Source organism: Planotetraspora sp. A-T 1434 (genome assembly GCF_025420585.1).
Classification (GTDB): domain Bacteria; phylum Actinomycetota; class Actinomycetes; order Streptosporangiales; family Streptosporangiaceae; genus JAOEGB01.
The window spans coordinates 197,425-215,476 of the sequence record NZ_JAOEGB010000003.1 but is presented as its reverse complement, the minus strand read 5'-3'; the positions used below and the strand labels follow the sequence as shown (position 1 = coordinate 215,476).

Here is an 18,052-nt window from a genome sequence, read left to right as displayed (position 1 = left end):
TGTCCGTGCAGTTCGGCGGCGTTATTCGGGAAGGCGTGCATGATCACTAAGCGGGTTTGCGCAGCTCTGTGCGGCTTCCCGGGAACCTGTGCATGATCACGGGGGTAGGTTGGAGGGGTGAGTTTCTTCGGCGATCTGGTGGGGCAGGACCGGGCGGTGGCGGTGCTCCAGAAGGCCGCCGCGGCCGCGGCCGAGGCCCTCGCGGGAGGTCGCGGCGCGGGGATGACCCATGCCTGGCTGTTCACCGGCCCGCCCGGATCAGGCCGGTCCAACGCCGCCAAGGCGTTCGCCGCGTCGCTGCTCTGCCCCGACCAGGGGTGCGGCCACTGCGACGCGTGCCACCAGGTCGACGTCGGCTCCCATCCCGACGTGACGTGGGTCCGGCCCGAGGGGCTTTCGTACAGCGCGAGACAGACCCGTGAGCTGGTGCTCAAGGGCGCCGGGGCGCCGACCCTCGGACGCTGGCGGATCATGCTCTTCGAGGACGCCGACCGCGCGACAGAGGCCGCCGCGAACGCGCTGCTCAAGGCCATCGAGGAGCCTCCGCCGCGGACGGTCTGGCTGCTCTGCGCGCCCTCTCCCGACGACATGATCATCACGATCCGGTCCCGCTGCCGGGTCGTCACGCTGAGCACCCCCTCCACCGAGGCGGTCGCCCACGTCCTGGCCACGAGGGACGGCGTCGCCCCCGACATGGCCCTGTTCGCCGCGCGGGCCGCCCAGGGGCACATCGGGCGGGCGCGCCGGCTGGCTCTCGACGAGGAGGTACGGCGGCGCCGCGAGGACGTGCTCTCCATCCCCAGGTCGCTCTCCGGCGTGGGGGACTGCATCACCGCCGCCGAACGGCTGGTGAAGACCTCCACCGAGGACGCGGACGCCGCGACGACCGCCCTGAACGAGGTCGAGACGACGGAGCTGCGCAAGGTCTACGGCGAGGGCTCGTCGGGCAAGGGTCTCAACAAGGGCCTGGTCCGCGGGGGAGCCGGGGCGCTGAAGGAGCTCGAGACCATGCAGAAGTCACGCGCCACCCGGATCAAGCGTGACTCGCTCGACATCGCCCTGCTCGATCTGGTCGCGTTCTACCGCGATGTGCTGGCCGTACAGTTCGGGGCGCGGATAGAGCTGGCCAACGAGGACCGCAGGCACGAGGTCGAGGCGCTGGCGCGGAGCTCGACGCCCGAGGACACGCTCCGCCGTACGAGTGCGATCATGCAGTGCCGCGAACGTCTCGCGGCCAACGTCAATCCCCAGATAGCCGTGGAGGCGATGACCCTCGCCCTCCGCACCCCCACCCCGGCGTGATCATGCGCTGAAGCCGGAAGCAACCCGGGCGGCGATCCGGCGTCTCTGGTACATGAAGGCCGAAACGCTGGATCTCGACAAACCCCCCGGGGAGCCGATGAGCGCCTCGCCCCCGCCGGTCGCCGCCGACGACGCGATCACCGAGCTCTACGCCAAGCACGCGCTCGGGCTCACCCGTCTCGCGTTGATCATGGTCGGTGACCGCGAGAGCGCCGAAGACGTGGTCCAGGAGGCGTTCCTCGGTCTCCACCGCCGTTTCGGCGCCCTGCGGGACCAGGGCAAGGCGCTGTTCTACCTGCGCAGTGCCGTTCTGAACAACGCCCGGACCGTCCTCCGGAGAAGGCGCCTTCCGTCCTGGTTCGCCGGGACATATGAGCCGCCCGTCTGGTCGGCCGAGTCCGCCATGCTCCTAGGCGCCGAACGGCGCGAGGTCATGGAGGCGCTCCATCGCCTGCCCAGGCGGCAGCGCGAGGCCCTCGTGCTCCGCTACTACGCCGACCTGTCCGAAGAGGAGACGGCGCAGGTCATGGGTGTGAGCCGGGGCACCGTGAAGTCCACCACCTCCCGAGCCCTCGACGCGCTCGGCAGCCTGCTTGGGGAAGATCGATGAACGAGCACGACGAGGACATCGTCAACCGGCTCCGTGACGCCACTCACGCGGTGAGCGAGACGATCGACCACGCTCCGGTCCCGAGGTGGGGCGAGAGCCGCGGGCGGAAGGGCGACAGCCGCACCTGGAAGAGGAGCTGGCTGGTGCCCGTCGCGGCGGCCGCCTCGGTCACGGTCGCGGTCGCGGGGGGAGCGGCCATCGCGCAGCGCGGCGGCCACGCGGTGAACCTGTCGGTGCCCTCGACGGCCGGTCCGCCCGCCGCGCCCAAGTTCTTCGCCGACGCCCGCCCCGACAAGATCACGATCAGGAACGTCTCCGACGGATCGGTCACGAATGAGCTCTCCCACCCCTCGGGCGGCGAGTTGTTCTCCGGCGTCCAGGCCGCCCAGGACAACAGGCTGTTCTACGTCGCGGCCGGCACCGCCGACTGCCGTTTCCGCTTCTACCAGTTCACCCTCGACGACGACGGCAAGATCAAGTCGTACGGCGTGCTGCCGTTCACGCCGCCGGAAGGGACCAGGCCGACGTCGCTCGCGGTCAACGGCGACGGCTCCAAGCTGGCCTACGGCCTCGAACCCTGCGGAAGCGCGACGACGCCGGGCGGCCTGGTGATCACCGATACGGCGACCGGCGACAGCCGTACGTGGAAGGCGAAGGAGGGGGCCGGGGTCCGCGACGTGTCGGTAAGCGCGGACGGGCGTTATGTGCTCTTCCGCCGGGGGCCCACGCTCATCCCGGCGTCGGAACCGGCCGTCCCGCAGTCGCCGGGCGAACTCTCCGCCACGATTCTGTCCGGCACCTCGACGGACGGGGCGCCCCCCACGACGGGCACCGCGGACGCCGTCACAGCGACCTTCTCGGCCCTGCCCACGTATCAGAGCGAGATCACCCTCACGGCGACCGCCCCGCCGGCGAACTCCCTCGAGCCCACCGCTCCCGCCGGGGAATCCGGCGGCAGGTCCGGGCCGGGCTCTGGGCCGGGCTCCGTGCCGGGCAGCCCGGTGCCTGGCGTGAGCGCGGCCCCGAGCGGAAATGCCGGTGGAAGCGCGGCGTCCGGCGACCCCGTGCCACCGTCCCCGGCCGGGCCGCGGCCTTCCGGGCCACCGACCGCGGAGCCGAACACGGTCACGGTCGACCCCAGGACCGGCGCCGTGGTCAGCGGCGTCGCGAGCGCCCCCGGACCCCAGGCGACGGATGGCGGCGGAACCGGTGTGGGCGGACGCTCGCCGGCCGAGGGCCCGTTCGGTTCGTCGGTCACGGTCTTCTCGATGTGCCCGTCCTCCCCGTTCGACCCCGCCGTGTTGCCTCCCGGGGCGTCTACTGGGGCGTCTTCGGCGGTGCCTCCTGTGTCGCAGCCCTCGGTCACGATCGCCCCCTCCGCGAGCGTCCCGCCGATCTCGGAGGCGCCGGTCCCCCCGACGGCTTCGGCCGTACCGCCGACCTCCGCGATCCCGGTCAGGCCGCCGGCTTCGGAGCCCGGGAACCCCGCGGTCACGGCGGAGAGCGTCTTGACGTGCGCGGACTCCCAGGAGGTCTCGCTGCTCGACACCACCACGTCCGGTGACGGCATCGACCAGGCCCGCACGTTCACGCTCCCGGCCTCGTACGACGGGGTGTCCGGTGGGGTCTTCGGAGTGGCGATCTCGCCGGACGGCACCCGGATCCTCGCCTCGGTCGGCCACCTCGGCGTCCGGATCGTGGACGGCACCGCGCGGCCGCTGCCCGGTTCCGCCGGCGTCATCGCGTACGGCACGGCGGACGGAAAGCCCCTGGCAGTGGTCTACAAGGACGCCGACAAGGGCGCGATGCGGCAGCTCGACCTCGACGGCACCGGCCAGAGCGTGATCACGACGCGGAACGGCGAAATCGGCGCGATCGAGGGATCCGGCTATCGGACCGTGGTCAAGGCGGCCGCCGCCGACACGATGGTCTACCCCAGCATGATCGCCTGGTAGGCGCCGCACCATCGATCCTCCGGCGGGACCCTCGCCCACCGGAGGATTGAGGTCGCCAAGAGATGGTCATGATTGGGTACGGCGGAGGCCACGTAAGGTGGGGTTCAGGCGCAAGCCGTACACGATCGAGGAGGGCCGGCTCTTGGGCATGATGATGGCCGTGAGCTTCACTCGTTACGGACGGCTCTACTACCTCGACCCGGGCGGCCACAGTCCCAAGGTGGGCGACAAGGTGTTGGTCCCGACCGACGCGGGGCCCGAGGTGGCCGAGTGCGTGTGGGCTCCGCAGTACGTGAGCGAGGACGTCGAGGGGCTACCCGTCTGCGAGGGCGTCGCCACCGACGACCACCTGAGCCGCGACGAGGGTAACCGCCGCCGGCGGGCCGAGGCCCGCAGCGTGTCCAAACGCCTCATCAAGCGCCATGAGCTGCCCATGAAGGTGGTCGGCGTCGACTACCTGGACGCGGACAACGTCTACACGGTCTACTTCTCCGCGCCCCATCGCGTCGACTTCCGCGCGCTCGTCCGCGACCTGGCCCGCAACCTGCGCGCCCGTGTGGAGCTGCGGCAGATCGGCCCCCGTGACGAGGCCAGGCTCCAGGGCGGCATCGGGCCGTGCGGGCGCGACCTGTGCTGTGCGACGTTCCTGAAGGACTTCGAGCCCGTCTCGGTCCGGATGGCCAAGGACCAGGACCTTCCGGTCAACCCGCTCAGGATCGCGGGGGCCTGCGGCCGGTTGATGTGCTGCCTTAAGTATGAGCACCCGCTCTATCAGGAGTTCCGGGCTTCCGCGCCGCGGGTGGGGCTGGCCGTCGAGACCCCGGAGGGCGCGGGCACCGTCGTCGGCCACAACGTGCCTTCGGACTCGGTCATCGTCCGCCTCAACGACGGAGGCCGCCGCTGCGCCTGCCCCTCCGCCTCCGTCTGCTCGCCCCGCAAGCAACACGACGCGATGTACACCGAAGCGCCGACAGTGGCCGAGAGCGATCCTGAAGACTAGGAGACGAGATTCCTTCGTCGGGGGAGCTTTCGCAGTTGCAGCCCCTTACGCGCGTGTGCGCGTGTGGGGCGTCACTCCGGTGGCGTGGTGGTGGGCGGGTCGCTCGGCCTCCATGCCCCGTAAAGCGTGGAGTGTCCGACGCCGAGACGCTTGGCGATCGTGCTGACCCACTCCCCGCGGGCACGGCGGGACTCGTCGGCGTCCGGTGGCTCGCCGTCCCACCATCCGAAAGGCCGCGTAATGATCGCTGGCTTAAGTGGCGAGGGATTTTCCGCGTCAAGAGCAGTCGGACACAAGCCCTCGGCCATATCAAATAAGTCTCAAATCGATGAGATGTTGATCAAATTGAACATCCCCACTAAGATCTGCGACGCAAGAGGCTAAAGATATTTCCTGATCGGGATACCGAGGGATGACATGCGTACGAAAGCACTCTTAATTGCGGTTTCGGTGGCCCTCTGCTCCAACCTGCTGGCCATCACGCCATCGGCAGCTTTGGCAGCCAGCTTGAATGAATGCACTACGTATATCTACGCACCTCCGACGCTCCCCGCTCCGCGTGTTTTCGTCCCACCCGCTGGGGCGGTCGACTTCCGCCTCGACGTGAATATCGCTCGTGTGCATGACTGCCCGCTCCCGCCATATCCGGTGCTCGCAGTCAAGTTTCACAAGGCCGGAGAGAGCGATGACGCCGCCTGGCACAATGCCACCGTCACGGAACAGCTCGAACAGCTTGACAAGGAAGTGGGCTTGGAATCTGGTGCGGGTCTCATTGCGCAGATTCCAGTCGCGTCCACGGATCCGACGGGCACATGGACGTATGTCGCTACCCTCACCCGAAACGGCGAGGTTCTCGATACCAAGACCAGGACGTTCCCCGTCGAAGCAGGTCCGAAAGCCGCTTTGACGGTTACTCCCAAAGACGTGCAGCTCATGCGAGGCGGCGAGGCTTCGGCGCAGGTGGCCGCCAAACTGGAGAACGTCGACAACGTGACCGACGCTCATGTCGAGAACACGGCCTCTAGCGCGACCAAGACACTGAGTACCACTATCGGCAGTGATGGCTACTTGCGCGACAAGGTGACATTCGGTGAGGATTCGACTACGGGAATCTGGAAACTGAAGATCACAGTCAAGCGGTACGACAAGCTCTTCACGTTCTCTACGGACTTCACCGTCTCCACTGCCAAGAAGCTCAGTTCCAAGATCACGATTTCGGGAGCGAGCGAGGTGGAGAAGGGGGACACCACCCGGCTGAGCGGGCGAGTGACCCGAGGCGGAAATCCCTGGACAGGGAAGACGGTTTACATCTACTTCCGGCAGAAGGGCACGAAGTCATGGAAGCTCGTCGGCAAGACCACGTCGAGCGCCATCTCGGGCCGGTACGCCAGGACAGTCACGCCGAAGCGTGACGGCTACTGGTGCGCGAAGGTCTTCGCTGACAGCACGACGTTCGGCGCCCTATCCAAATATAAGTTCGTGGACGTCCTCTGAACTTGTTCCTTAATCTCCTGCCCGGGCTGCCGAATCCGCTCTCGGGACACGCCGCGGAGCAGGCCGTATCCAGCCGATTCCGGAGAAGGCCAACAGGCTCGAACTCCGGGTGATCGGAACTGACCCGCATGCCGACGCCATCGAATGGCGAGGGCCTTCGGTGGCCTCGATCGGCCAGCCAATCGAGCTGGGCGTGTTCGAAGACGGAAGCCCTGCACGCGTCTCGCTGCTGCGCCGTCATGCCCTCGTGGGTGGCATCGCGGGAGCGGGGAAAAGCGGCGGCGTCAACGTCATCATGGGCAACCTCTCGGCCTGCCCTGATGTGATCGTCTGGGGCGTCGATCTTAAACGCGGCATGGAACTCTTGCCATGGGCATCGTGTCTCGATCGGCTCGCCACTACGCCGCGCGACGCCGAAGCCCTGTTCAGCGACGCTGTGGCCGTCCTCGAAGGCCGCGCGGAATGGCTCGCCCAGCGAGGGCTTCGAGTGTGGGAGCCGAGCCCGGAGGCTCCCGCGCTGGCTTCCATATCGGCTTGAGCTTGTTGGGATCGAAGGGGCCGCGACGCCATGCACCCTTGCTCAACGGGTAGACGATGAGAGCGTGCAGGACGTCACCGATCGCGGCGCGTCGTTGGGCGAGGTCCATCTCTTTCCACTGCTTCCGCACCTCGCCGGCCAGTGAAAACGGCGCTGTTGCGACAGGGTGTGTCGCTGTTGATCCGCCCGTAGCCGCTTGATCTCGGCTTCGAGCTGGGGAAACTCCGTGTAGAAGAAGTCGTCGCTGACGATGTTGTCCCGCCAACGCTTCCGGAGGTTGGTGGCCTTCTGCTCGACCTGGGCCAGCCTGTCAGAGTCCGGCCATGGCTCATCTACCGCCGTTACGTGCTGGAACTGCTTCTCAAGCTTCTGGAGGACGAGTTCAGTGAGGTAGAGGTCCACGAGTTCGCCGTTCCTCGCTACCCGGCCACAACTTCCCTTGCCGTCCGCGACACAGCGGTAGAAGTAGGGCCACTCGTCCGGGTGTCGGTGCATGTTGCATGGGCGTCCGGTCCGCTGGTCAGCGCCCAGCCAGCCGAAGCGGCGCGGTCCACCCGTGAACTTCCCACGCTGGGCGCGTGCCTGATGGGATCGCTTCGTCCGCTCGCGAATCTTGCGGATCTCCCGCATCGACTGAGCTACGCCGACGAGGCGATCATCTCGGCACCGTCGCCGTACAGGTCGAAGTGCCGGCCGTCCTCGATCAGGATCCCGTCATCGGCAACGGTCAGCGCCTTGACGATGCGCTCGTAGTCCCCCGGACGTCGGTAGAGACGCTCGCGCTCGGTGCACATCGTGCCGACGACGCGGAAACCCTCAGAGGCGCGACGTCGGCCGATGTCCTTGACCAGGAGGTCGAAGGCGTCACGCACCACTTCATCCTTCGCGGCTGTCTTGTCGTTGTCCTCGTAGAACTTGACGATCGCGAGTCCGAGCCTGGCCGCGTGCCGTTGGTTGGCTGCATGCTGGTCCTCGACGCCGTGTTCGGCTCGGGCGAGGTCTGCCGAGATACCCGCATACGAAGCGACAGGTACGCGATCGGTCAGCCAGTCAGCGAAAGTCTCGCCGCGTTCCAGCGCCGCAGCGAGATCGGGGGCGATCCACCAGCGCGACTTGGGCACTTCGGCCTCCGGGGGCATGGGTTGAGTATGCACTCCAGAGGTAATACGAGCACCCGCTCTATCGGAGTTCCGGGCTTCCGCGCCGCGGGTGGGGCTGGCCGTCGAGACCCCGGAGGGCGCGGGCACCGTCGTCGGCCACAACGTGCCTTCGGACTCGGTCATCGTCCGCCTCGACGACGGAGGCCGCCGCTGCGCCTGCCCCTCCGCCTCCGTCTGCTCGCCCCGCAAGCAACACGACACGATGTACGGCACATCCCAGCCGGTGGCCGTCAGCGATCCCGAGGAGTAGAAGGCTCCGCCAATGTGGAGAGCGCTGTGCCCGCTGCCCGAAGGAGTGTTCAACCTACCGGGCTAGGCCACTAGTCAAGCGGGCATTTCGGAGTGTCGAGGAGGATGAAAATGCGCGTCCGTGCGGCGCTGATCCCGGCCGGCGGCTCTCGGACCGCGCGCCGGCCGGGATAGGGCACCCTTGGGTCAGGCCAGCAGCGCGCCGATCTTCTCCACCCACTGCGAGCAGTTGGCGCAGGCGCCCCTGGCCTGCCAGTGCGGCGTGCTGCTCTTGCCGCCCCTGGGCCCGCCGATGTTCCATACCTGCGCGTGGAAGACCAGCGCTCCACGCGGGATCTGAGCGATTGAGGTGATCGGGGGAGCGGCGGCGTGGAGGTAGGACTTCAGCGCGTCCACCTCGGCGCAGGAGGCCTGCGGCCATTCCTCGGCCTTGTGGGTGCCCTTAAGAAGCTCGTCGATGACCGGGTGACTGGGATGAGTGTGCTTGTCCACGCCGGAGATCCCCGTGAAGGTCGCCGGGGTGTTGACGACGGCGAGGCCGGCGATCACCCGGCCGGTTCCCCGGTCGGACAGCAGCCCGGAGCCATAGGTCTTGGTCAGAGCGATCGCGGCGGCCGAGGCTCGATTTCTCGCCTGGTCGACGGCCAGACTCCTGGCGGCCTCAGCCTGGCGGGCCAGTTCGGCCTGGTCCTGCTTGGTCTGTGCGGCGACGTAGAAGTCCCACGCTCCGTGGTCACCGCCCTCCCCGAGCCAGGCCTGGAGGTCGTTCACGACCGTGGCCGGCGGGATGCCGCCCGTCAGCCGCCCCTCCATCGTCCTGAGCTTGCGCCCCAGGAACTCCATCACGTCCGGGCTGATGTCGGACTTGATGGTCATCGATCTGGCCAGCGCCTCGACTTGGGCGCGGCGCAGGTAGAACCAGTCGGTGACCTCCTGCGTGGTGGTGGTCGGAGTCACCGTGGGGATGGGGGTGAAAGGCCGGTAGGGCTGAGCCATGGGCTGTCCTTCCTCGGGAAGGCCGACCGCCGGGACCGTTCCAATAGCGGCGGGCCAGGCGAGAATCTATGCCGCCGCAAGGGCCGCGTAAATAGCGGGGACTTAACAATCCGTGGCCGGCTGCGCGCATGCTGTAGATCTCGATTACCTCACTCAACGAGCACCCGCTCTAATAGGAGTTCCGGGCTTCCGCGCCGCAGGTCGGGCTGGCCGTGGACACCCCGGAGGGTCAGGGCACCGTCGGCCACAACGTTCCGGCGGCCGGCCGCCACCTGGGAGAACCGCATGATGGGGCCGGGCCGGTCTCCCAGCCGGTGACCGGCATGCCGGCACCGCCCTCCGGTCCACCCACGCTGTGCACGCCGATCGTGACCGGATGGAGCCCGGCGGCCAGGTGTTGCGCGTGGTCGGGGCTGGGGGCCGCGCTCTGCCCGGATTCGCCCTAGGCTTTCCCTCCGGGTCGGGGGTGTGTGTCGATTGCTCCAGATTGAGGCGCCTCGCCTGGCGCGAGGGATCGTCATCGTCGTTCTTGCCGCGTTCGCGAGCGTGTATCTGCTGGCCGGAGCGCTGGTCGCAGTTCCGGTGTTCGCGCTGCAGCTCGTTCAGATTTTGCCGGCGCTCAGGCGGTTCCGGGGGCCGGTGCTGCTCGCCGTACAGGCCGGGGTGGGATTCGGAGGCGTTCTCGCTTGCGGCGCCTCCGTCGGGATGCTCGGTTTCATGGCCGGATCGCTGCTGCTGTCACCGTTGCGGGCTTTCGCGCCCGCGGTCGCCGTCGCCGCGGCACTGATCGCCTCGGTCCGGTACGGCGACGCGTCCGCCACGGCCGACGCCACGATCACGATGGTGCTGGTCGCTCTGGTGATCTACGGTCTCACCCGGCTCACCGAGCGGGTGGACCAGCTGCACGCCGCGCGGCCGGCACTCGTCATGGCCGCCGTCACCGATGAACGGCTGCGCATCGCCGCCGAGCTGAACGACGGCCTCGGGCGAGGCCTTGCCGCGATCGGCGCAGGTGGCAGGCTCGCTCTGGCCCAGCCGGAACGCATGGCCGAGATCGTGGGCGAGGTCACCGGCACCGCGCGCCGCTGCCTGGCCGAGGCGCGGGCCGCCGCCGCGGGTTACCGCGCGCTGTCCCTGACTCCCGAGATCACCACTGCCCGCGCGATGCTCACGGCCTCGGACGTCACGGCGCACATCCGCGTCGGCCACACCGAACCGCTGGGGCCCACAGGCGCGTTGCTCGCGGCCGTGCTCCGGGAGGCGGTGACCGAGGTCGTCCGGCGCGGCACCGCCACCACATGCACGATCGAGACCGAGATGCCCGGGGGAGGGGTACGGCTCCGCATCACGAACGACGGGACCAGGACGGCGGAGGACGAGAGCCTGGGCGATCTCCCCCGCCAAGTTGCCGAGGCGGGTGGTTCGCTCACCACGGGCCTGTCGCCCACCGGCCATTTCACCGTGGCCGTCACGCTTCCCGGCGCCGGCCCCGCCCTGTCGTTCCCGGCGGACGACAGGCGCTCCTCCGCCCTGTCACTTGCCCTGCTGGCCGCCGTCCTGACCGGGTTCAGCGCCAAGGCTCTGCTGCGACTGCCCGCGGACCTGCTGCTTCCGGCGGCCGCCTGCCTCGCTGTGATCGTCTTCATGCAGCTCCGCTCGGTGTCCGGCCGGCACATGCGGTCGCTGGGCGTCATGGCCCTGCTCACCTATGCTCCGGTCCTCGCTTTCGGCGAGGTCTGGCTGGGCGTCGCCGGCTTCCTCGCCGGCCCAGTCCTGCTCGCCTTCCCCATGATGCTCGCCTGGCCGCTCGTCGTCTGCGTGACGGCGAGCATCGCGGTGATAGGCGTCGCCCTCGGGCTGGAGCCCGCCACGACGGTCAATTCCACGGTGAGCACGCTGGTGACCGGCCTGGTCGTCTACGGCCTCCTCCGCCTGGCCCGGCTGGTGAAGGAGATGCAGGCGGTCAAAGAGGACCTGGCCCGTTCGGCGGTCGTCGAGGAACGCCTGCGCGCCGCCCGTGACCTGCACGATCTGCTCGGCCACAGCATGGCGGCGATCCTCCTCAAGTGCGAGCTGGCCAGACGGCTCGACCTCGAACGGGCCCGCGTCGAGATCGACGATGTGCTCGCGATGGTGGAGAGGGCCGAGATCGACATGCGCTCCGTCTCCGGCAAGAGGCACGAGATGTCGCTGACCGTCGAGGCGGAGTCGGCCCGGTCGATCCTGGGCGCCGCGGGCATCGAGGTCGCGGTCGAGCTGGGCCACGGCCCGATCACCGCCGAGGTCGAGAGCGTGCTCAGCACGGTGCTCCGTGAGGCGGTGACCAATGTGCTCCGGCACAGCGCCGCGCGCCACTGCACGATCACGTCGGTGTCCGAGCAGGGCGGGGTACGGCTCCGCGTGCGCAACGACGGCGTGCGCTCGGCCGGGGGTCAGGCCGGGGGTCAGGCCGGTGGACGCCAGGGCTCCGCGGGGATGGGCAACCTGACGACGCGGTTGGCCGCCCTCGACGGCCGTCTCATCACCACCCGCGACGGACACTGGTTCGAGCTCGAGGCCCGCGTCCCCGCCGCCACAGGTGCCTTCTCCGTACCGGCCCGCTGAGGGGACGGTTCCCCGGCCCTGCCAACACGGCACGGTCTCCCCAGCGGGCCGTCGCGGATGGCCGTCCGGGCGCGGCGGTAAAGGGGGACACGCCTGGCTAGATCCAGCCCGCCTCTCGCGCGATGCGTACGGCGTCGACCCGATTGCGGGCATTCAGCTTTGCGACGATCGTGGTGATGTAGTTGCGTACGGTCCCCGGGCTCAGGAAGAGCCGGCCGGCGATCTCGGTGACGTCGATTCCATCGGCCACGAGCCGCAGCACGTCGGCCTCCCGGGGGGTGAGGGGATTGTCCGCCAGATCCCAGGCCGTCACCGCCAGCGAGGGGTCGAGCACCCGCTCGCCGGCGGCCACCGCTCGGATGGCGGCGACCAGCTCCTCGGGCGGCGCCGTCTTCAGCAGGAACCCGTGCACCTGCGCGCCGAGCGCCCGGCGGAGATGGCCCGGCTTGCCGTACCCGGTGAGCATGAGCGTCCGGCAGGCGGGAAGCCGCGAACGGAGCTCACCCGCGGCGGCGAGGCCGTCAATTGTGCCGGGCATGTCGATGTCGAGTAGCGCGACGTCGGGCCGGTGGAGGAGGGCGGCGGGCACGACGGTGTCACCCGAGTCCACGGCGGCGACGACCTCCAGGTCCTCCTCCAGGCCGAGCAGCGCCGCCAGAGCGCCCCTGACGACGTGCTGGTCCTCGGCCAACAGCACACGAATCACGGAGACATGTCTACCAGTGTCCGAATCATGAGGATGTCATGGTCCTTCCGTGATGGCGTCTCTGGTCCGCCGAGCCGCAGGTCAGCAGGCTGAGGGACATGACGGACGCAGTGCGCTTGGACGCGGTGAGCAAGGTGTACGGGAAGGGGCAGGGCGCGGTGGCGGCCCTGCGCGAGGTGACGATCGGGATTCCCCGGGGCGGCTTCACCGCCGTGATGGGTCCCTCGGGGTCGGGCAAGAGCACGTTCCTGCACTGTGCGGCGGGGCTCGACCTGCCGTCCTCGGGTTCCGTACGGCTGGGCGGCGTCGAACTGACCGGTATGGACGAGACGCGGCTGACCGAGCTGCGCAGGCAGCGGATCGGGTTCGTGTTCCAGGCCTTCAACCTGGTGCCCTCGCTTACCGTGATCGAGAACATCACGCTGCCGCTGCGTCTCTCGGGCGCCCGCGTGGACCGGGCCTGGCTCCGCGAGATCGTCTCGCGGGTCGGTCTGGATGGGCGGACCGGGCACCGGCCCGCCCAGCTGTCCGGCGGGCAGCAGCAGCGCGTGGCGATCGCGAGGGCGCTGGTGACCAGGCCCGAGGTGGTGTTCGGCGACGAGCCCACGGGCGCGCTGGACACGATGACCGCCAGCGACGTGCTGACGCTGCTTCGCGAGGTGGTGGACGCGCTGGGGCAGACCGTGGTGATGGTCACCCACGACCCGATGGCCGCCTCCTACGCCGACACCGTCCTGTACCTGGCCGACGGCCGGATCGTGGACGCGATGACCGACCCCACCTCCGAGCGGGTGGCCGAGCGTATGACCAGGCTGGGAGCGTGGGTGTGATGATCCTCCTCGCGTTGAGGACACTCCGGCACCGCAAGGCCGGCGTCGCGGGCGCCTTCCTCGCCCTGATGTGCGCGGCGGCCCTGGTGTGCGGCTGCGGGATTCTGCTGGAGACCGGGCTGCGCGGCGGCGTCGCCCCGGAGCGTTACGCGGGTGCTCCGGTACTGGTCGCGGGCGACCAGTACGTCCGCGAGACGGTCCGCACGTCGGATAAGACCAAGACCAAGGCCAAGTCCCTGCCGGAACGCCGGTGGGTCCCCGCCTCTCTGGCCGAGGAGCTCAGGCGCGTTCCGGGGATCGAACGGGTGGTCACCGAGGTGACGTTCCCCGCTTCCGTCTCAGGCCGACCCTTCTGGGGGCACGGCTGGGAGTCGGCCGCGCTCACGCCGTTCACCCTCCGCGCGGGACGTGAGCCCCGGGCCGGTGACGAGTTGGTGGCGGACGCGCGCGCGGGCCTGCCCCCGGGCGCCAGGGTCACCGTGGATTCGCCCGCGGGGTCGCGGACGTACCAGGTGGTGGGCGTCACCGCCGAGGCTCTGCCCAGTCAGAGCACCCTGTTCTTCGCCACCGCCGAGGCCCGCCTCCTGGCCGGGCGTCCTGGCCGGGTCAGCGCGATCGGCGTCTTTCCCCGGAACGGCTTCGCCCGCGTCGACCTGGCTCCGGTGCTCGGCGACGCGGTCGCCTACACCGGTGACGAGCGGGGCTCGGTGGAGTTCCTCGACGCGGAGCAGGCACGGCTGAAGCTGGTCAGCCTCGGTGGCGCCCTCGCCGGCACCTCGCTGCTGGTCGCGATCCTCGTCGTGGTCGGCACGTTCGCACTCTCCATCCAGCAGCGCCAGCGGGAGATCGCCCTGCTGCGGGCGGTCGCCGCGACGCCCCGGCAGGTGCGCCGGCTGCTGGGCGGTGAGGCGCTCCTGGTCGGCGCCGCCGCCGGGATCCCGGGGTCGGCACTGGGAGTCGGCCTGGGCTTCTGGCTGCGGTCCAGGTTCGTCGCGCTGGGTGCGACGCCGGAGAATCTGCGGCTGGTGGTGAGCCCGTTCCCGATGTTCATCGCGCTGGCGGCGACCGTCGTGGCCGCCTGGACCGCTGTGCGGATCTCCGCCCGCCGCACGGCAAGGATCCGTCCGGTGGAGGCGATCGGTGACGCGGCGCTGCCCGTCGCGCGTCTGCCGTGGATGCGGGTGCTCGCCGGACTGCTGTGCGCCGCGGGCGGCGTCGTGCTGACGCTGGTGCTGTCGGGGCTGTCGACCGAGGCCGCGTCCAGTCCGGTGACCATGCTGACCGCGCTGGTGTGGACGGTCGCGGTCGCCCTGCTCGGCCCGGTGATCGCCGGCGTGTCCGTCGCGCTGCTCGGGGTGGCGTTGCGTGCCTCCCGGGTGAGTGGGTACCTCGCCGCCGCGAACCTGCGCGCCGGATCACGCCGGCTCGCCTCCGTGATCACCCCGCTCAGCCTGATGGTCGCGATGACATGCACGATCCTGTTCGTGCAGACCACGATGGGGCATGCCGCCCAGGAGCAGGTGGCGGCGGGCGGCCGCTTCGACTACGTGCTCGGGCCGCGGGTCTCCAGCGGCACCGCCGAGGCGGTCCGCGAGGTGCCGGGTGTGGAGACCGTCACCGAGGTGCTGCACACGTCGGTCAGGGTCGGCCTGGACAAGTACGGCGCGCAGGCTGTCACGCCCTCGGGGCTCTCCCGGACGCTCGACCCGGGGGTGATCTCCGGATCGTTGCGGGAGCTCGGCCGGGAGTCGGTCGCGATCAGCCGGACCGCCGCGTCCCGTCTCGGGTTGTCGGTCGGCTCTCCGCTCCGGCTCACTCTGGGTGACGGCACTCCCGCGACACTCCGCGTCGTCGCCGTCTACGAGCGGGGACTCGGGTATGGCGAGCTTCTCCTGGCGCACGAGCTGGTGCGCCCGCACGTCGATGATCCGTTCTCCACTGTCCTGGTGGCGGCTCCGTCGGTTCCCCGCTCGGCCCTGGAGCGCGCCGTACCCGGCGTCGCGGTGCTCGACAGGATCCAAGCCGCCGAGGTGGGCACGCCGAACGCCGAAGTCAGCTATGTGGCGATGGGCCTGATCATCGCGTTCACCGCGATCGCCGTGGTCAACACGCTGGCGATGTCCGTCTCGGACCGCTCCCGCGAGCTCGCCCTGCTCCGCCTCGTCGGCACCACTCGCCGGCAGGTGCTGCGGATGCTCCGCCTGGAGACGCTGACCGCGGTGCTGGTCTCGGTGGCCGTCGGCACGGCGATCTCACTGGTCACGCTCGCGGCCTTCAGCGTGGGCATGACCGGCTCTGCCCAGCCGTACGTGCCGATGCCGGCCTATGTGGCTGTGGTCGCCTCGGCGGCCGCCTTGGCCATCGCCGCCACCGCCCTCCCGGCGCGCCTCGTCCTTCGTGCCCGTCCTGTCGAGGCCATCGGTGCCCACGAATGACCATGAATGACCTGCATGACCCGGATGACCCGGATGACCGGGCAGGTCCACGGCCTCTGCATGGTCAGGGTGCGGGGTGGTCGGCCCCCGGGAGCCGCGTCTCCACGGCGAGCACGGCTTCCAGGAGCGGAATCGCCTCAACTGAGCGTCACGATCGACGGCCCGCGAAGCGCAGCGAAAAGACCGAACCGCAATAGAACGACCTCACGACAGCACCGGGAGTGGCAACTGCTGGGATTCCAGGCAGCCGTGGATGCGTGTCCCGGGGCCCGTCGTGCCCACAACGCCAGGAAGATCTATGCACGTCACGAGCCGCCTAGAGGGTGGCCCGGACATAAGATGCGACAGTTATGCGGTCGGTCAGTCCGTCAGTCAAAGTCACGCCGAGCTTCAAGCGCCGCGGCGAGGTCTCCCTATCCATCTTCATCCGCTTCATCGAGACTCGGGCATTTCTGCCTCCGGAGGCATGAGTTGAACGTATGCACGCCAGAGGCGCGGACTGGGCGAGGCATGACCCGTGGTTTCGCCGCCGCCGTCGCGGCGCTCGTCCTCGCCGCCGGATGCGCCGCAGGGTGCACCGCGGACCACCAGCCCGCAGGGGGCGCTCGCCCGGTTATCAAGGCGCCGACCCCCGCTCTGCAGCCCTTCTACAGCCAGTCGCCGGCGTGGGCTGACTGCGGAGACGGCTTCCAGTGCGCCCGTGTCAAGGTGCCGCTCGACTACACGAAGCCCTCCGGGGAGCGGATCGACATCAGCGTGATCCGCCTGCCCGCGACGGGGAAGCGCATCGGCTCGCTGCTCATCAATCCCGGCGGGCCGGGCGGATCGGGCATCCAGTACACCCGGGCGGCGCGGTCCGTCCTCACCGCCAACGTGCTGGCGAGGTTCGACATCGTCGGCTTCGACCCTCGTGGTGTGGGCGAGTCCTCGCCGGTGACGTGCATGTCCAGCCGCGACTTGGACGCCTACGTCGGCATGGATCCCAACCCCGACTCGTCGGCGGAGATCAACGCGCTGAAGCAGAGCTCCAAGGCGTTCGCCGAGGGCTGTGAGGCCAAGTCGGGCCGCCTGCTTCCTTTCGTCGGTACGGCTGACGCGGCCAGGGACATGGACGTGCTACGCGGAGTTGTCGGCGACTCCGGGATGACTTACCTCGGCAAGTCGTACGGCACCTACCTTGGCGCGATATATGCGGATCTGTTCCCCAAGAACGTTCGCGCCCTGGTCCTCGATGGAGCCGTCGACCCGGCCGTGCCGTCGCTCAAGGCCAACGAGGTGCAGGCCCGAGGGTTCGAGGTGGCGCTCAGGGCCTTCATCGAGGACTCCCTGCGGCAAACCGGCCCCTTCACCAGTCATACGGTCGACGGGGCGATGGCGGAGGTCGCCCACCTGCTGAAGCATGCGGACGAGCACCCTCTGAAGAACGACCTGGGGGACGGCCGCGTGATCAACGAGGCGTGGACGGTCCTCGGCATCGTCACCCCGCTGTACGAGCGCGACGCCTGGCCGCAACTGCGGATCGCCCTCGGGCGGGCCTTCGCGGGAGACGGCACCGATCTGCTGCGTCTCGCCGACGTGCTCGTCGACCGGCGGTCCGACGGGTCCTACTCGAACCAGACCGAGTCCAACATGGCGGTCAACTGCCTCGACCACCCGTATCCCAAGTCCATGACGGCCTACGAGAAGGCCGCGGTCGCCGCCGAGAAGACGGCACCGCACTTCGGGGCGACCGTGATGTGGGGCTCGCTTCCCTGCTCGTTCTGGCCCGTCAAGCCGGTTGGCACGGACGAGCCGGTCAAGGCAGAGGGAGCGCCGCCGATCCTCGTCGTCGGGACCGTGCGTGACCCCGCCACGCCGTACGAGTGGGCGAAGGGGCTGGCGTCGGAGCTCACCTCCGGAGTCCTGCTGGGGTACGACGGCGACGGCCACACCGCCTACAAGATGGGCTCGAACTGCGTGGACACGGCGGTCGACGACTACCTGATCTCCCTCCGGGTCCCCAAGAACGGTACGGTGTGCCCGAAAGCCCGGTAGTCATGGGCGCGAGAACCCCCGGCGAGCCTGTAGACTCTCGAATGCCGTCGAACGGCACGCCGCCTTAGCTCAGTCGGCCAGAGCACTTCACTCGTAATGAAGGGGTCAAGGGTTCGATTCCCTTAGGCGGCTCCAGCTC

General features: G+C 69.3%; 15 protein-coding genes and 1 tRNA gene. 12 read left to right on the top strand and 4 right to left on the bottom strand.

Annotated features, from left to right (window positions below):
- Window positions 1-117: 117 nt before the first annotated feature.
- The 6 genes from N5079_RS06185 to N5079_RS06160 all read left to right on the top strand — a co-directional run bounded on the left by N5079_RS06185 (window position 118) and on the right by N5079_RS06160 (window position 6,899).
- Window positions 118-1,302, top strand: a complete 1,185-nt coding sequence (locus N5079_RS06185) for a DNA polymerase III subunit delta' (RefSeq protein WP_261582521.1) — start codon at window positions 118-120, stop codon at window positions 1,300-1,302.
- Between the two features lie 97 nt (window positions 1,303-1,399).
- Window positions 1,400-1,912: a SigE family RNA polymerase sigma factor gene (locus tag N5079_RS06180; RefSeq protein WP_410007752.1), complete on the top strand. Its 513-nt coding sequence runs from the start codon at window positions 1,400-1,402 to the stop codon at window positions 1,910-1,912.
- Entirely contained in the window at window positions 1,909-3,867 is a 1,959-nt protein-coding gene (locus tag N5079_RS06175) for a hypothetical protein (protein ID WP_261582518.1), read from the top strand. Before N5079_RS06180 ends, N5079_RS06175 begins: the two co-directional genes overlap by 4 nt.
- A 148-nt stretch (window positions 3,868-4,015) precedes the next feature.
- Window positions 4,016-4,867 (top strand): stage 0 sporulation family protein, encoded by an 852-nt coding sequence (locus N5079_RS06170; RefSeq protein ID WP_261582641.1) that lies wholly within the window; start codon window positions 4,016-4,018, stop codon window positions 4,865-4,867.
- Between the two features lie 417 nt (window positions 4,868-5,284).
- Window positions 5,285-6,361, top strand: a complete 1,077-nt coding sequence (locus tag N5079_RS06165) for a hypothetical protein (RefSeq protein WP_261582517.1) — start codon at window positions 5,285-5,287, stop codon at window positions 6,359-6,361.
- A gap of 109 nt (window positions 6,362-6,470) precedes the next feature.
- Complete coding sequence (locus N5079_RS06160; RefSeq protein WP_261582516.1) at window positions 6,471-6,899, top strand: hypothetical protein; 429 nt, start codon at window positions 6,471-6,473, stop codon at window positions 6,897-6,899.
- 42 nt (window positions 6,900-6,941) lie between these two features.
- Here N5079_RS06160 and N5079_RS06155 read toward each other — a convergent pair whose 3' ends face one another.
- Window positions 6,942-7,529: a hypothetical protein gene (locus N5079_RS06155; RefSeq protein ID WP_261582515.1), complete on the bottom strand. Its 588-nt coding sequence runs from the start codon at window positions 7,527-7,529 to the stop codon at window positions 6,942-6,944.
- An 8-nt stretch (window positions 7,530-7,537) separates the two neighbouring features.
- Window positions 7,538-8,038, bottom strand: coding sequence for a recombinase family protein (locus tag N5079_RS06150; RefSeq protein ID WP_261582514.1), 501 nt, complete (start codon window positions 8,036-8,038; stop codon window positions 7,538-7,540).
- Window positions 8,039-8,108: 70 nt separating this feature from the next.
- Here N5079_RS06150 and N5079_RS06145 point away from each other — a divergent pair, with 70 nt between their 5' ends.
- Window positions 8,109-8,309 (top strand): hypothetical protein, encoded by a 201-nt coding sequence (locus tag N5079_RS06145; RefSeq protein ID WP_261582513.1) that lies wholly within the window; start codon window positions 8,109-8,111, stop codon window positions 8,307-8,309.
- 185 nt (window positions 8,310-8,494) lie between these two features.
- On the opposite strand, the gene N5079_RS06140 is transcribed toward N5079_RS06145, so the two are convergent.
- Window positions 8,495-9,304 (bottom strand): hypothetical protein, encoded by an 810-nt coding sequence (locus tag N5079_RS06140; protein ID WP_261582512.1) that lies wholly within the window; start codon window positions 9,302-9,304, stop codon window positions 8,495-8,497.
- Between the two features lie 477 nt (window positions 9,305-9,781).
- Here N5079_RS06140 and N5079_RS06135 point away from each other — a divergent pair, with 477 nt between their 5' ends.
- Entirely contained in the window at window positions 9,782-11,908 is a 2,127-nt protein-coding gene (locus N5079_RS06135) for a sensor histidine kinase (RefSeq protein WP_261582511.1), read from the top strand.
- A 97-nt stretch (window positions 11,909-12,005) separates the two neighbouring features.
- On the opposite strand, the gene N5079_RS06130 is transcribed toward N5079_RS06135, so the two are convergent.
- The gene (locus N5079_RS06130; RefSeq protein WP_261582510.1) at window positions 12,006-12,614 is read right to left on the bottom strand and encodes a DNA-binding response regulator; all 609 of its coding nucleotides are present in this window, start codon (window positions 12,612-12,614) and stop codon (window positions 12,006-12,008) included.
- A gap of 98 nt (window positions 12,615-12,712) precedes the next feature.
- On the opposite strand from N5079_RS06130, the gene N5079_RS06125 reads away from it, so the two are divergent.
- The 4 genes from N5079_RS06125 (at window position 12,713) to N5079_RS06110 (ending at window position 18,048) form a co-directional block, all read left to right on the top strand.
- Window positions 12,713-13,444 (top strand): ABC transporter ATP-binding protein, encoded by a 732-nt coding sequence (locus N5079_RS06125; RefSeq protein ID WP_261582509.1) that lies wholly within the window; start codon window positions 12,713-12,715, stop codon window positions 13,442-13,444.
- A complete protein-coding gene (locus N5079_RS06120; RefSeq protein WP_261582639.1) occupies window positions 13,444-15,879 on the top strand; it encodes an ABC transporter permease in 2,436 nt (811 codons plus the stop codon). The genes N5079_RS06125 and N5079_RS06120 overlap by 1 nt, the downstream gene beginning before the upstream one ends.
- 510 nt (window positions 15,880-16,389) lie before the next feature.
- Complete coding sequence (locus tag N5079_RS06115) at window positions 16,390-17,913, top strand: alpha/beta hydrolase (RefSeq protein ID WP_261582508.1); 1,524 nt, start codon at window positions 16,390-16,392, stop codon at window positions 17,911-17,913.
- Window positions 17,914-17,971: 58 nt separating this feature from the next.
- Window positions 17,972-18,048: transfer RNA gene (locus N5079_RS06110), tRNA-Thr, on the top strand.
- The last annotated feature ends 4 nt before the right edge of the window (window positions 18,049-18,052 follow it).

Bases quoted from the DNA above. Each gene is read 5' to 3' on its own strand.
- N5079_RS06150 (WP_261582514.1), bottom strand. From the start codon at position 8,038: ATGCCCCCGGAGGCCGAAGTGCCCAAGTCGCGCTGGTGGATCGCCCCC.
- N5079_RS06115 (WP_261582508.1), top strand. From the start codon at position 16,390: ATGACCCGTGGTTTCGCCGCCGCCGTCGCGGCGCTCGTCCTCGCCGCC.
- N5079_RS06180 (WP_410007752.1), top strand. From the start codon at position 1,400: ATGAGCGCCTCGCCCCCGCCGGTCGCCGCCGACGACGCGATCACCGAG.
- N5079_RS06125 (WP_261582509.1), top strand. From the start codon at position 12,713: ATGACGGACGCAGTGCGCTTGGACGCGGTGAGCAAGGTGTACGGGAAG.
- N5079_RS06165 (WP_261582517.1), top strand. From the start codon at position 5,285: ATGCGTACGAAAGCACTCTTAATTGCGGTTTCGGTGGCCCTCTGCTCC.
- N5079_RS06155 (WP_261582515.1), bottom strand. From the start codon at position 7,529: ATGCGGGAGATCCGCAAGATTCGCGAGCGGACGAAGCGATCCCATCAG.
- N5079_RS06120 (WP_261582639.1), top strand. From the start codon at position 13,444: ATGATCCTCCTCGCGTTGAGGACACTCCGGCACCGCAAGGCCGGCGTC.
- N5079_RS06175 (WP_261582518.1), top strand. From the start codon at position 1,909: ATGAACGAGCACGACGAGGACATCGTCAACCGGCTCCGTGACGCCACT.
- N5079_RS06140 (WP_261582512.1), bottom strand. From the start codon at position 9,304: ATGGCTCAGCCCTACCGGCCTTTCACCCCCATCCCCACGGTGACTCCG.
- N5079_RS06170 (WP_261582641.1), top strand. From the start codon at position 4,016: ATGATGATGGCCGTGAGCTTCACTCGTTACGGACGGCTCTACTACCTC.